Origin of the sequence: Bacillus stercoris, from assembly GCF_029772985.1 — a bacterium.
Taxonomy (GTDB): domain Bacteria; phylum Bacillota; class Bacilli; order Bacillales; family Bacillaceae; genus Bacillus; species Bacillus stercoris.
This window is the reverse complement of the sequence record NZ_CP121861.1, coordinates 172,451-185,986: the sequence shown is the minus strand read 5'-3', so window position 1 is coordinate 185,986 and position 13,536 is coordinate 172,451. Positions and strand designations below refer to the sequence as shown.

Annotated in this window: 12 protein-coding genes and 4 tRNA genes; 4 read left to right on the top strand and 12 right to left on the bottom strand. The window is 45.2% G+C overall.

Features of this window, described 5'->3' with window-relative positions; all coding sequences use genetic code 11:
* Window positions 1–10: 10 nt before the first annotated feature.
* From walI to dnaB, 11 genes are all read right to left on the bottom strand, one after another.
* A complete protein-coding gene (gene walI / locus QA442_RS01025; RefSeq protein ID WP_014666090.1) occupies window positions 11–853 on the bottom strand; it encodes a WalRK two-component regulatory system regulator WalI in 843 nt (280 codons plus the stop codon).
* Window positions 840–2,207: a WalRK two-component regulatory system regulator WalH gene (walH, locus tag QA442_RS01020; RefSeq protein WP_095431142.1), complete on the bottom strand. Its 1,368-nt coding sequence runs from the start codon at window positions 2,205–2,207 to the stop codon at window positions 840–842. Before walH ends, walI begins: the two co-directional genes overlap by 14 nt.
* On the bottom strand, window positions 2,197–4,032 hold the full coding sequence (gene walK, locus QA442_RS01015) for a cell wall metabolism sensor histidine kinase WalK (RefSeq protein WP_014666092.1): 1,836 nt from the start codon (window positions 4,030–4,032) through the stop codon (window positions 2,197–2,199). The genes walH and walK overlap by 11 nt, the downstream gene beginning before the upstream one ends.
* A 7-nt stretch (window positions 4,033–4,039) precedes the next feature.
* Complete coding sequence (gene walR / locus QA442_RS01010; protein ID WP_003244363.1) at window positions 4,040–4,747, bottom strand: cell wall metabolism DNA-binding response regulator WalR; 708 nt, start codon at window positions 4,745–4,747, stop codon at window positions 4,040–4,042.
* A 384-nt stretch (window positions 4,748–5,131) separates the two neighbouring features.
* Window positions 5,132–5,204 (bottom strand) — tRNA-Phe (locus tag QA442_RS01005).
* 35 nt (window positions 5,205–5,239) lie between these two features.
* Window positions 5,240–5,316, bottom strand: a tRNA-Asp gene (locus tag QA442_RS01000).
* A gap of 81 nt (window positions 5,317–5,397) precedes the next feature.
* Window positions 5,398–5,469: transfer RNA gene (locus QA442_RS00995), tRNA-Glu, on the bottom strand.
* A 9-nt stretch (window positions 5,470–5,478) separates the two neighbouring features.
* Window positions 5,479–5,554: transfer RNA gene (locus QA442_RS00990), tRNA-Lys, on the bottom strand.
* A gap of 224 nt (window positions 5,555–5,778) precedes the next feature.
* Window positions 5,779–7,071: an adenylosuccinate synthase gene (purA, locus tag QA442_RS00985; protein ID WP_014666093.1), complete on the bottom strand. Its 1,293-nt coding sequence runs from the start codon at window positions 7,069–7,071 to the stop codon at window positions 5,779–5,781.
* A gap of 205 nt (window positions 7,072–7,276) precedes the next feature.
* The gene (locus tag QA442_RS00980; protein ID WP_095430981.1) at window positions 7,277–7,696 is read right to left on the bottom strand and encodes a VOC family protein; all 420 of its coding nucleotides are present in this window, start codon (window positions 7,694–7,696) and stop codon (window positions 7,277–7,279) included.
* Between the two features lie 119 nt (window positions 7,697–7,815).
* Window positions 7,816–9,180: a replicative DNA helicase gene (dnaB, locus tag QA442_RS00975; protein ID WP_003226923.1), complete on the bottom strand. Its 1,365-nt coding sequence runs from the start codon at window positions 9,178–9,180 to the stop codon at window positions 7,816–7,818.
* A 169-nt stretch (window positions 9,181–9,349) separates the two neighbouring features.
* On the opposite strand from dnaB, the gene QA442_RS00970 reads away from it, so the two are divergent.
* Window positions 9,350–9,550, top strand: a complete 201-nt coding sequence (locus tag QA442_RS00970) for a DUF2188 domain-containing protein (RefSeq protein ID WP_014666095.1) — start codon at window positions 9,350–9,352, stop codon at window positions 9,548–9,550.
* A gap of 47 nt (window positions 9,551–9,597) precedes the next feature.
* On the opposite strand, the gene QA442_RS00965 is transcribed toward QA442_RS00970, so the two are convergent.
* Window positions 9,598–9,801 carry a hypothetical protein gene (locus QA442_RS00965; RefSeq protein ID WP_014666096.1) on the bottom strand — a complete coding sequence of 68 codons (204 nt, stop codon included), beginning with the start codon at window positions 9,799–9,801 and terminating at the stop codon, window positions 9,598–9,600.
* A 120-nt stretch (window positions 9,802–9,921) separates the two neighbouring features.
* Between QA442_RS00965 and QA442_RS00960 the strand changes: the two genes are divergently transcribed.
* The 3 genes from QA442_RS00960 to QA442_RS00950 all read left to right on the top strand — a co-directional run bounded on the left by QA442_RS00960 (window position 9,922) and on the right by QA442_RS00950 (window position 13,509).
* The gene (locus QA442_RS00960) at window positions 9,922–10,062 is read left to right on the top strand and encodes a YycC family protein (RefSeq protein ID WP_003242786.1); all 141 of its coding nucleotides are present in this window, start codon (window positions 9,922–9,924) and stop codon (window positions 10,060–10,062) included.
* 72 nt (window positions 10,063–10,134) lie between these two features.
* Window positions 10,135–11,343: a CynX/NimT family MFS transporter gene (locus QA442_RS00955; RefSeq protein ID WP_095430980.1), complete on the top strand. Its 1,209-nt coding sequence runs from the start codon at window positions 10,135–10,137 to the stop codon at window positions 11,341–11,343.
* 105 nt (window positions 11,344–11,448) lie between these two features.
* The gene (locus tag QA442_RS00950) at window positions 11,449–13,509 is read left to right on the top strand and encodes an ArnT family glycosyltransferase (protein WP_095430979.1); all 2,061 of its coding nucleotides are present in this window, start codon (window positions 11,449–11,451) and stop codon (window positions 13,507–13,509) included.
* Window positions 13,510–13,536 lie beyond the last annotated feature (27 nt).

Sequence of the window (13,536 nt, the reverse complement as noted above, 5' to 3'; positions counted from 1 at the left end):
TCCATTATTTTCATTGATCTGTATCTAAAATCGTACTCTCCAAAGCATTCACAGTAAAATACTCTTGTACTGTCTTTTTCTCGCCGTTCACTTTTTTATCGTACTCGACTGTAATTCTCCATACCGGCGCCAGCACCTGCGTACTTGTCAGCGGATATTGTGCTACATAGCCGAATTTACAGCTCTTCACAGTGCTGTATTCTTTTAATTGATTTTGATAGTACAACAGCTCAACCGCATCCATTTCAGTAATTAAGCTTTCTTTCTGGATTTGCTTGAAGGTCTCAAGCGTTGTCTGGTCGTACGACACAACCTCGTTTTTACCGTTTAAGTGCAATACCACTTGCCCGATCATATTAGAGGGATTATCGGTCTTTTGGTAAATATAATGGCCTTCGTACGTTTGGAAGAAAATAATTTCTTTCTTCGATTTATCAACCTTCCAAAGCTTATATTTTTCGCCATCTTGAATCTTCGAAGAAACAAGTGCCTGCGCATCGTCCTCGATATTCTTCTTTGACAGGGCAATTGGATTTGCAAACTTCATTTTCAGGCTCGTTACTTTATGATCATCACTAGGCATGTCCATCAAAGGCTTTTGGTCCTTCAGCGCCTCAATTTCCTCCTTGGTGAAGGCTTTTTGATTTGCTGTGATCCGATAGCCTTCTGTCGCTTCCTTATTCAAGCCTTCATACGTGATATGATCGGCCCTCATGTCGTGCTCGACATCATTTTTAATGACTTCATATTCCTTGCCGGTAGCCTGCCATTTTTGAAAAAACTGATAGCCTAAGAAAATATCTAAAATGAGGAAGGCAACGATGAAGATTGATTTTGTCTTATTCCACTCCACTGTTAGCCTCCTCCTTTTTCAATAAGTCCTTTGTAATCGGCACAATTTTTCCATTTACTTTCATCGCCCAAACCGGTTCCAGTTCAACGAGAGGATCATCGTTGGTTGATGTGGATACCAATTGATAAGCAAGGAAGATCTGATCAATTTTGTCCGTATCATAAGCGGTTTGTCTCGAAAGCAGCATCTTCACTTCACTGCCGCTCATCAGCTCTGTTTCACTTGTTTTAATCGGATTCGTTCCGAGACTGTAATTCGGCCGCTTATAGCTGAGAATGTCATCATTCGCCCATTGCACCGTAATCGCTGAGGTCGCTCCGAAAGGTTTGGCGGTGCTGTTAATGACCGGGAGCTGATCCATAAAGATATAGAAGCTCAGCTGCTGGCTGTCATTGATACTGAAAAATTGATAGTGATCCGTCCAGCTTCCGGTATCCTCAAGGTATTTTTGGCTCTTTTTGATTAATTCTCCCGTTTGATAGGATGTGCTCTGCACCAAATTGCGCTGCTGGAATTGCACCTGGCGCTGGCTAAGATTCACATCTAAACGGCTGATCCCATCTGTCAGTACATTTCTGTTGTTGTAATTCGAATCTTCCCTTACAATGCTCGGATCGCTAAACAAAGCCTGCTTAAAGGTATTTGTTTTAATCGATTCAGTGACAAATTCTTTTTTGTCCATTGTAAGCGGTTTGTTTGGCAGCAAGAACTCTTTCTTTGAGCCAATGGAGAACAAACTGAACGCCGGCATATTTGATTGCCTGTTTTTCAAGTCGTTCATAATGTTCCGGTAGTTTGCCGACTCAACCGTCACTTCAAGAATGAGCTGTTTGCTGTAAGACACCAAATAGATTTTCTTGTTCGCTTTTGTTTCATTGAACGGGATCAGAATATGATCAAACGAACTGTATTCAAACGACTGATTAGACCATTTAAACAGCGTTTGGAAAATATCAATCGGGATCGTATCGCTGAATTGCAAATCAAGCTTGGCTTCAGAACCGCCTATACCATAAAACCAGCTCTTGAATCCAGACTTGTCATACTGATCCGAAATATCTTTAATTCCTTTTACATCCCAATGCGGCAAGTCAGACCAGATTTCTTCATAGAGGGTATTGTCATCCACTTTGTAATGAGCGCCGTCATCATGGATAAACATGTCTCTCGGCCTTACCGTTTCAGACAGCTTTTGGGTCGTTTTTTCGATTTTATGTTTCTCACGCACAGTAGACTCTGTTGAGGATGAGCCTTCAGAAAAGTTTGGCTGGAACGTCCATATCCCCCATGTAAAAACAAGACTGATGACGACGAGTACGGTAAGTAATATCGTTTTTATATTTTCACGCTTCATCCCAATCATCCTCTTGCTCCTCTTTATATGGAAGAGTAAATGTAATCGTCGTGCCTTTTCCTTCTATGCTGTCCGCCCAAATATCTCCGCCGTGCGCCTGTACCATTTCCTTGGCAATCGCCAACCCCAGGCCGGTGCCGCCAAGCTTTCTCGTTCTTGCTTTATCCACCCTGTAGAAGCGGTCAAAGACTTTTTCGACATCTTTTTTCGGAATTCCGATCCCTTCATCCTTCACGCTGATATAGAGCAGTTCTTCCTCTTCATTGACATCAATAGAGAACGTGACATGTCCGCCTTCGGGTGAGTATTTTAATGCGTTAGAAATAATATTATCGAGCACCTGCGTAATTTTATCCTGGTCAATCTCGACGTACAGGTTTCTGTCCGGCAGATTGCGGATAAACTCCACATGCTGCTCTTTTGTCATTTCAAAACGGTCAATAATAAGCGACATAAACCGGACAATCTGAATCCATTCCCGGTTAAATTGATAATCTTTACTGTCAAATTTCGACAGCTGAAGCAGATCATTGACCAGCCGGATCATACGCTCTGTTTCATTTTGCGTCACCATCAAGAAGCGCGGAGCAATGTCTTTATTTTCCCACGCGCCTTCAGCTAACGCTTCTAAATAGCTGCGCATTGTCGTGAGCGGCGTCCGCAGCTCATGTGATACATTCGCAACAAATTCTCTGCGTTCCTGATCCATTTTCTCTTGTTCGGTTACATCATAAATGACAGCGATTAAACCATCAATTTTGCCGTGTTCCCTTTGAATCACAGAGAAATTCACGCGAAGCACCGTTAATTGATCATCGCGCTCAATTTCAAGCAGCATAGAATCCTGCTGCTCCACCAAATCTTCAAAAGTATAATTCTCTTGAAGCCCCAGCAAGCTTGTAATCGGCATTTCTAAGGCTGTTTCACGTGAAACGTTCAACAGCTCCAGCGCCGGACTGTTTAGGAGAATAATTGCTCCGTTTCGGTTTGTAGCGATAACGCCGTCTGTCATATAGGCAATAACAGAGGCTAGCTTTCTTCGTTCCCCTTCAGTCATCGCCTGAGCATCTTCAAGTTCTCTCGTTAAGTGGTTAAACGTTGTGGCGAGCTGACCAATTTCATCATGCCCGTACTTTTTAACCTTCCTTGAGAAATTCCCTTTCGCAAGCTCCATCGCCTGCTTTCGCATATCTGAAAGCGGGTGGGTAATGGTTCTTGCCAGAAAAATACCGAGAAGAGCCGTCAAAACGAGTGCCAAACCTGTGCCGGACGCCAGAATCGTGTTGATTGTCTTCATTTGATTAAAGACATCTTCCATACTCGCGACAACATAGATCGCGCCGACAACCTCTTGGTTTTCAGTCATGACGGGCTTCGCGGAAATAAGAACTCTGATTTTGCTTTTCGGATCATAATATTTTCTTAAATACGACTGTTTGGTAGAAAAAATCCTCTTAAAAATCAGATCGGTCGTTTGTTTCCCTGCCACTTCTTCACCATACGGCTTTGAAGAACCGACCACTTCATAGCTTTTATCTACAAAACTAATTTCCCGAACCTCATCACTTTTCGTGAAATCACTCAGGATACGGCTGACGTCATCCTTTATGACAGTGCTGTCGTTATCGCTCTTATATTCTTGTTCGATATAATAAGAAAGGTTGTCGATTCGCTGATTCAGCGATTGTTCATAAGAGCTGATCAGCGACTTCTCTACCTGATTGACAAAATACACACCAATGATTTGCATAGCAATGATGATCAAAAGCACATAAATCAAGGTAATCTTAAATTGGATCGACCGAAAAAAACCAACCTTATTCATATGGGCATTAGTCCTGTTCTGGGTTTCTCAAGTAATAACCTACACCGCGGCGTGTGACGATCCAATTTGGATGGCTCGGGTTGTCCTCAATTTTCTCACGAAGCCGGCGGACTGTTACGTCAACCGTTCTGACATCGCCGAAGTAATCATAGCCCCAAACGGTTTGAAGCAAGTGTTCACGGGTCATCACTTGTCCGATATGTTTTGCTAAATAATGAAGCAATTCGAACTCACGATGAGTCAATTCGATTGTTTCATCTCGTTTTGATACAACGTACGCGTCAGGGAAGATGACGAGAGAGCCGATATGAATCTCGTTAGAGGAAGGCTCTTCCTCCGCAGGCGCTGTTGTCAGCTGGCGGCGCAGATTCGCTTTTACACGCGCCAGAAGCTCGCGTGTGCTGAATGGTTTTGTGACATAGTCATCAGCACCGATTTCGAGTCCGATAACCTTGTCAATTTCTGAATCCTTAGCCGTCAGCATAATGATTGGCATATCGTATTTCTTTCTGACTTCACGGCATACTTCAACGCCGTCTTTATTAGGGAGCATAATATCTAAAAGAATTAAATCAGGCTGAAGCTCTTCTACCATTTCAACGGCTTCGTTTCCGTCGTGGGCACAGTGCACCTCATAGCCTTCTTTTCTTAAGTTAAATTCCAATATATCTGCAATCGGTTTTTCATCATCTACTACAAGGATCTTTTTATCCATCATTTTGATTTTCCTCCTGCCGAATGACTTCATTTCATCTATATCTCATTCGTTTCGTCACTTAAGGCCCATGTAAAGAATGGGTCCTTGTCTATTATAACGGTTTAAGGGCAAAAGATAAAAAAAATAAAGGTTTAGAAAAAAAACACACATTTCACCTTTATCCGCCCATTGTTTATCTTTTGTCATGCTGGTCAACTTTTTTTAAAAAAGATAACTTTATTGAAACCTCCCCTCACAGGAGTGCGTCTTTATCAATGACGTCTTCTTCTTTGAACCGGCCGCAGGGCCGGTTCTCCCTTTTTCTTCTATTATAACATTCCTCATGTTTGCCTTTTTCCTATAAGAAAAAACGCACCTACGATTGCAGATGCGTTTGGTAAGTGGCTCGGGACGGAATCGAACCGCCGACACACGGATTTTCAGTCCGTTGCTCTACCAACTGAGCTACCGAGCCAAATGTTTTATTTTTCTCTACTAAGTAAAGTAAAATGGCGGTCCGGACGGGACTCGAACCCGCGACCTCCTGCGTGACAGGCAGGCATTCTAACCAACTGAACTACCGGACCTTACAGTAATTGCCCGGAGAGCTGTCGTGTCAGCTCTCACAGACAAATAAGGAATTTAGCAATAACGCTAAAGTAAATCAATGACCCGTACGGGATTCGAACCCGTGTTACCGCCGTGAAAGGGCGGTGTCTTAACCGCTTGACCAACGGGCCTTCACGAAATGGTGAGCCATGAAGGACTCGAACCTTCGACCCTCTGATTAAAAGTCAGATGCTCTACCAACTGAGCTAATGGCTCTTAAAGATGTCGGAATTTCTATAGAGCAAACGACTTAGATCTAGTTCTTATCTCGTACTCTATTGAAGCAGTTTCCGTAACAACGAGATTTATAATATCACGAACAAATAGAAGTGGCAATAACTTTTTTGGTTTTTTTTCATATTTTTTTCTCAGACCAACTTATATGCGGCTTTCAAACAAAAAACAAGCCCCAGATATAGGGGCTTGCAGGCATATTCTATTTAGTTCGCACGGTATACACTGCGAAGGACATTTGTTTGTGAACGGTCTGGACCGACAGAGAAAATAGAAAGCGGAATGCCTGTCAGCTGAGACACACGCTCAAGATAATGGCGCGCATTTTCCGGAAGCTCGCTCAAGCTCTTCGCACCTGTAATATCCTCAGTCCAGCCTGGCATTTCTTCATAAACCGGCTCACATTCAGCAAGTGCTTTAAGACTTGCTGGGAATTCTTCAATGATTTCGCCTTTGTAGCGGTACGCCACACAGATTTTCAACGTTTCAATTCCTGTTAAGACGTCAATTGAGTTCAGAGAAAGATCTGTAATTCCGCTCACACGGCGGGCGTGGCGGACAACGACGCTGTCAAACCAGCCGACGCGGCGCGGGCGGCCTGTTGTTGTTCCATATTCGCGTCCGACTTCACGGATTTGATCACCGATTTCATCTTTCAGCTCAGTCGGGAAAGGACCGTCTCCGACACGAGTCGTATATGCTTTTGATACACCGACAACGTGCTGAATTTTGGTCGGGCCGACACCAGAACCGATCGTGACACCGCCGGCAACCGGGTTAGATGACGTAACAAACGGGTATGTTCCTTGGTCGATATCAAGCATAACCCCTTGTGCGCCTTCAAATAATACACGGCGCCCTTCATCAAGAGCATCGTTTAAGACAACAGATGTATCGCAAACGTATTGTTTGATCTGCTGGCCGTACTCATAATATTCGTCTAAGATATCCTCAATTTTAAACCCTTCTGTCTCGTACATTTTCTCAAGCAGACGGTTTTTTTCTTCCAGATTGCGTTCAAGCTTTTCCGCAAACGCGTCACGGTCTAACAGATCCGCGATGCGAATTCCGATGCGGGCTGCTTTATCCATGTAAGCAGGGCCGATTCCTTTTTTTGTTGTACCGATCTTGTTAGCCCCTTTACGCTCTTCTTCCACTTCATCCAATTTCAAATGATACGGCAGAATGACGTGAGCTCTGTTGCTGATTCTCAGGTTATCTGTACTGACGTTGCGTTCATGAAGATACGCAAGCTCTGTGACTAATGCTTTCGGATCTACAACCATTCCGTTTCCGATGACACACGTTTTATCCTTATAAAAAATTCCAGACGGGATTAAGTGAAGTTTGTATGTGATTCCGTCAAACTTGATTGTATGCCCTGCGTTATTTCCGCCTTGATAACGGGCGATCACTTCTGCATTTTCTGATAGGAAATCTGTGATTTTACCTTTTCCTTCATCGCCCCATTGCGTACCTACTACAACTACTGAAGACATGTCCGTGCACCTCCGTTAACCTTTCAAAACGATTCTATTCAAACAAATCAAGTTTATCAGTGAAGAAACAGAAAGTCAATTGTAAATCCGAACATTAAATTATTGTAAATCTATATTCGTTCGCTTTCATTCGTTTTATAAGCGTTTTCTCACCATTTTGTCATAAAAAGCTTGTGAAACTTTCATCCTTTAGCATGAAAAAGAATTACTTGCCTGATAGCCCTTTTGTGTTCATAAAAACGATTCGCCAGCCGTCCGGATCCTCTATTGTCACGCCTCCATGGCTCCAGTAAGGATTCTCTGATTCAACCTCTTGATAGCCCATGTGCTTCAGCTTTGAAGTGATCGCTTTCAGTTCACCTGCATCCGGCACATAAAAAACGAGGAGGCTGTCGGGATGGGGAACTGGGGCGCCACTTTCCCCATCAAACTGAGTGAATTCCAAATGATAATCGGCATGAGGAAGGCCGAACATGACACCGTCATACCCGTTATGCTGTGAAAATTCACCTATTCGTTTCAAGCCCAGTCCCTCTTCGTAAAAACGAACAATCTCATCAAGCTGGCCTGTAGGACGCGCAATTCGGATTTGTGCTGCGTGAAAAGATGAAAAACGGTTTCCCATATTGATACCATCTCCTTTTTGCACCATTTTATTAAAACGCTTTCAAATTTTCATCCACAGAGCGGACGGTTTTTCTTCCGTCTTTCGAACGAAAAAACCCCAAGATCAGCTCTTGGGGCTTATGCGCCGGGCGGAACGCCTGCGTCATCAAAACGCCGTTCCAGGTTGACGAATTTGTTGTATTCTTTTACGAACGCAAGAGACACGGTTCCTACCGGGCCGTTACGCTGTTTGGCGATAATGATTTCGATAATATTTTTATTCTCGGTTTCTTTGTCATAGTAGTCATCACGATAAAGGAACGCGACAATATCCGCGTCCTGCTCGATACTTCCTGATTCCCGGATATCAGACATCATCGGACGTTTATCCTGACGCTGCTCAACACCCCGGGAAAGCTGAGAAAGCGCGATAACAGGGACTTGCAGCTCCCTGGCAATCGACTTCAGTTCACGGGAAATTTCTGATACTTCCTGCTGACGGTTGTCCTTTGAACGGCCGCTTCCCTGAATCAATTGCAGGTAATCGATCAAAATCATGCCAAGCCCGCTTTCCTGCTTCAAGCGGCGGCACTTGGCGCGGATTTCACTTACCCGAATCCCCGGTGTATCATCGATGTAAATCCCGCTGTTCGACAGGCTTCCCATTGCCATCGTCAGCTTGCCCCAATCCTCTTCGGTAAGGTTACCGGTACGGAGATTCTGGGCATTGATATTTCCCTCGGCACAGAGCATACGCATAACGAGCTGCTCTGCACCCATCTCAAGACTGAAAATCGCTACGCTCTCATCGGTCTTGGTCGCCACGTTTTGTGCGATGTTCAAAGCAAAGGCAGTTTTCCCCACTGACGGACGGGCAGCCACAATGATCAAGTCGTTGCGCTGGAAACCCGCAGTCATCCGGTCAAGCTCCGTAAAACCTGTTGGAATCCCTGTGATATCACCTTTTCGATTGTGAAGCTGTTCGATATTATCATAGGTTTGGACAAGGACGTCCTTAATGTTTTGGAAGGCACTCGTATTTTTGCGCTGTGCCACTTCCATAATCGTTTTTTCCGCTTCACTGAGTAAATCCTCGACCTCATCTTCACGGGTATACCCGTCTTGAGCAATCGTTGTCGCGGTTCTGATTAATCGGCGAAGAATCGATTTTTCCTCAACGATTTTCGCGTAATATTCTATGTTAGCCGCTGTCGGCACCGAGTTTGCGATATCTGTCAGATATGAAATGCCACCTACTTCTTCCAGCAGGTCTGTGTTCGCAAGCTCTGAAGTTACCGTCACCAGATCAACCGGCTCACCTCGGTCACCGAGCACCAGCATCGCATTATAGATTTTTTGGTGGGACATTCTATAAAAATCATCTGGAATCAATACTTCTGAAGCCAGTGTTAAAGCAGACGGCTGTAAAAAAATAGCGCCTAACACGGCTTGTTCGGCTTCTATATTTTGCGGAGGAAGCCGATCATTCAGAAGGTCTGTCATGCTAAGCACCGTCCTCTCATTAAAAAATCTCCAACCTCCATTCTACCATTTCTACAGAAAAAAAATAGAAAAATTGTCTGTTTCCTATTTTTTTCAGTTAGCAGATTGGATCGTTTTGGACAGTAACAAGGCGGGAAAAATGCAATAAAACATAAGGGAGGAATGAAAAATGATTAAAAAATACGCGATTACACCGAATGTTGATGCGGATGGCTGGTTTATTGAGGTGGAGAATGTGGCGCCGACAGCTTTGTATACGTCTAAAGACGCCGCCATTGAAAAGGCCAAACAGGTGGCTAAGGAAAACAGTCCGGCAAAGCTTGTGATTTATGACCAGTTTAAAAATGTGGAAGAGGAACTCTCATTTTAGTGAATGAAAGCCTTCGCTGCAGCGAGGGTTTTTTAGCGGTTATCGGTTTATTTCATCCATTGAATGCCTATGTCCATCATCAAATCTGCCGCTTTTTGATACAGATCCCACTCCTCGAGCGAAGCAAATTTCCCCATCAGCTCCTGAAGCTTTAGTCTCACTGCTAAGTATTCTTCGAATGTGACAGCTTTTTCAGTGTCTATTTGGTGTTCCTTCAGCATTTGTTTTAATAAGGACAACGGTGCGTGCATAAGAGCCCTCCTTACCTCATTTATAACGGGCATTTTTCGATTGCTCTATTCCTTTGTTACATCTTCTTACATTTCACATTTGATTCTTGTACAATGGACAGAAGAGAGGAGGGATCTTTTGTGAGACCTTTGCAAATTTCTGCTGAAACTGCACAAAAGCTTGCAGAGTCCTTGAATCTGCCGCTTGAACAGATCATGCATATGCCTCAGCATATTCTGCTGGCCAAAATGGCTGAATTGCAAAAAGAGGACAAATCATAGCCTTCATTCACATACTTGCTTACCTGCTTCGGGATAATATGATGTATATGTTAGAAAAAAGGAGTAACTGCTTTGCCACATCCACAAAATAAAAAAATCCAATCATTTTGGCTGATCGCCGGCATTATCTTTATCGCCTTTAACTTACGGCCCGCGATCACTTCAGTCGGTCCGGTCATCAGCTCTATCCGGGCAGAGCTGCACATGTCCAATGGGGCAGCCGGGTTTTTGACCGCACTGCCGCTGCTTTCATTTGCAGTTCTTTCTCCGCTTGCGCCTAAGCTTGGACAGCGCCTCGGAAATGAGCGAACCTTATGGCTAGGTCTCGTGGTACTGTTGATCGGTGTTTTGACTCGTTCTATCGGCTATACTGCCGCTTTGTTTTTTGGAACGGCACTAATCGGAGTCGGAATCGCGATTGGAAATGTACTTTTGCCAAGCTTAATCAAACATAAATACCCTGAAAAGCCAGGGCTCATGATCAGCCTGTATACGACATCAATGAATATATTCGCTGCGTTGGCATCAGGTGTCAGCGTTCCTTTAGCGACCCAGATGAATGGCGGATGGAAACAAGCCTTTCTCTTATGGGGCGGGCTGGCTTTGCTTGCATTGCTGATCTGGATACCCCAGCTGCGCCATCGAGATACAGCAAACAAGGCAGTGAAGCTTCAAAACAGTTCCATTTGGGCTTCCAAAATGGCATGGTATGTCACCATCTTTATGGGACTGCAATCGTTTTTATTTTACAGCAGCATCGCTTGGTTTCCTGAAATTCTCCGTTCACACGGGATTGATACGGCAACAGCCGGGTGGATGGTATCACTCATGCAATTTGCGAGTCTGCCTTCCACTTTTCTGACACCGGTTTTAGCTGATCGTGTGAAACAGCAGCGCGGTATCGTTGCGGCGCTGGCCTCAGTTTATCTAATCGGCCTCTGCGGATTATTAGCGGGCGGCAGCCATACATTGCTTGCCATCTGGATGATCATTATCGGTATCGGGCAAGGCTCCAGCATTAGTCTGGCGCTCACTTTGATTGGTCTCCGCAGTGAAAATGCCCAGCAGGCCGCTGCGCTGTCAGGCATGTCTCAGTCATTCGGCTACCTGCTGGCAGCAGTCGGGCCAATCTTTGTCGGCTATCTCTTTGACCAGACGCATTCATGGACGATGCCGATTGTGCTTCTCATTGCTGCCCTGATCGTAATGGGGGCAGCCGGACAGGGAGCCGGACGAGATCGATACATTTTTCAGTCAGCAAAACAAAGAAATTCAGCATAAAAGCGGGGAAGATATCTCCGCTTTTTTCTTTGAATATTTATGATTTATTCATAGGTTTTTCATATTTGTTTTTTACAATGAGACACTATAAAGAGGTGAAAAACGATGAAAACCAAACGATTCGACGCAGCTCTTATTCTTATTTTGCTTACAGCGGCTTTTCTGAATATGTATAACATTTGGCAGGATGACACAGCAAACCAGTACTATTTGGCTGCTGTGAAAAGCATGACGCAAAGCTTCCACAATTTCTTCTATGCGTCATTTGACCCTTCCGGATTTGTCACAGTGGATAAGCCGCCTGTTGTGTTATGGGTTCAAACGATTTTCGCACTGATTTTCGGCGTTCACACGTGGAGTGTGATCCTTCCTCAGGCTCTCGCCGGAGTTGGATCCGTGTTCCTGCTCTACAGAATGATCAAACCGACCTTTGGAGTTGGAGCGGCCCGCATTGCCGCACTTGTCATGGCACTGACCCCTATCGCAGCAGCTGTCAGCCGGACAAACAATATTGACAGCATGCTTGTCTTTACCTTATTGCTCGGTTCAGCTTGCCTGCTTAAGGCAGTAAAACAAGGCAAGCTGGTTTGGCTGCTGACGGCATTTGCCCTAATTGGGCTCGCCTTTAATATGAAGATGATGCAAGCATTTATGGTCTTGCCTGCATTTGTGATATTCTACCTGATTGCTTCCCGGGTTGCTCTGAAGAAAAAAATCGGATCTCTGATTCTGTCTCTTGTCCTTCTCACAGGCCTCTCCCTCTCATGGGCGGTTGCAGTGGATTCGACCTCACCCTCCAGCCGGCCTTATGCCGGAAGCAGCCAGACCAACTCTGTGTTAGAACTGGCCTTTGGCTACAACGGCACCGAGCGTCTGCTTGGGCAAACTACGGGCCTGGCAAAGGGTGATATGAATGCTGCTGGCGGAGGGAACATGCAGAATCAAGACAACATACAAGCGCCAAATGGCAATGGTTCATCTTTTTCTCAGAACGGAAATCAATCATTCGGAACCCATTCACAGGCGCCTCAGCCGCCTAACGGACAAACCGGCGCTTCCAATGGAGGCGGAGGCACATCTCCCACAGGTGGCAACGGACCTGGAAGTGGCGGGCCTGGCGGTGGCGGCGGAAAAAGCATGAATATGTTCGGCACCGGTGATGCTGGACCGCTCCGTCTCTTCCAATCGGCACTTTCCGGCCAAATCAGCTGGATGCTTCCATTCGCATTGATCGGATTGCTAGGCGGAATCGTCAGCTGGTATCGTGATCGCCGCGGACAGGCTGCTGAAATGAAAGAAACGCTATTCTGGACGGCATGGCTCGTTCCTGTGGCTGGTTTCTTCAGCATCGCGGGATTCTTCCACCAGTATTACTTGATTATGCTGGCACCGCCGATTGCCGCGCTTTCTGGAATCGGCTGGCATTCGATGTACCGCTTATACAAAAACAATAAAGACTGGTCCAGCTATCTTCTGCCAGCAGCCGTTCTGATCACAGCCGCGTTCCAGGTGTATATCCTGAGTGCTTATACAAGCCAAATCGGCAGTGTATGGATGTACGTACTGGGACTCTTAGGACTCGGGATCACCCTTGCACTTTTGATGCTTAAACGCAATCATCCGTTCAGTAAGCAACTGACCATCCTCAGCTTGTGCATTCTGCTGCTCACACCAGTCTATTGGTCAGCAACGCCGCTTCTATACGGAGGCAACAGCGTCCTTCCTGAATCCGGCCCGCAGCTCAAAAGCTCGGCAAACGGCGGGAACATGTTCTCTTCAGAGGTCGACAGCGGGCTCCTGTCCTATCTGAGAAAGCACAATACTGGCGAAGAATATTTATTTGCCACTTTGACAACCGTAACGGCTGCGCCATACATCATTAACGAAAATGAGGCTGTTATGGCAATGGGCGGGTTTAACGGCACGGATCCCATTTTGACTGTGCCCGAACTGAAAAAACTAATCAAAGAAGGCAAAGTGAAATACTTTCTTCTCTCAGAAAACAACTCAGGCAACAGCGAACTTGTTTCCTGGATTAAGAAAAACGGAAAAGAAATATCGTCTGAAGAGTACAGCAGTTCCTCCAGCAGCACAAACAGCACTCAGCAAGGCATGGGAGGAGGACCTGGCGGAGAAAGCCAGCAAACTCTTTATCTCGTGGAATAAAAAAGAGGCTTGGATCAATCCAAGCCT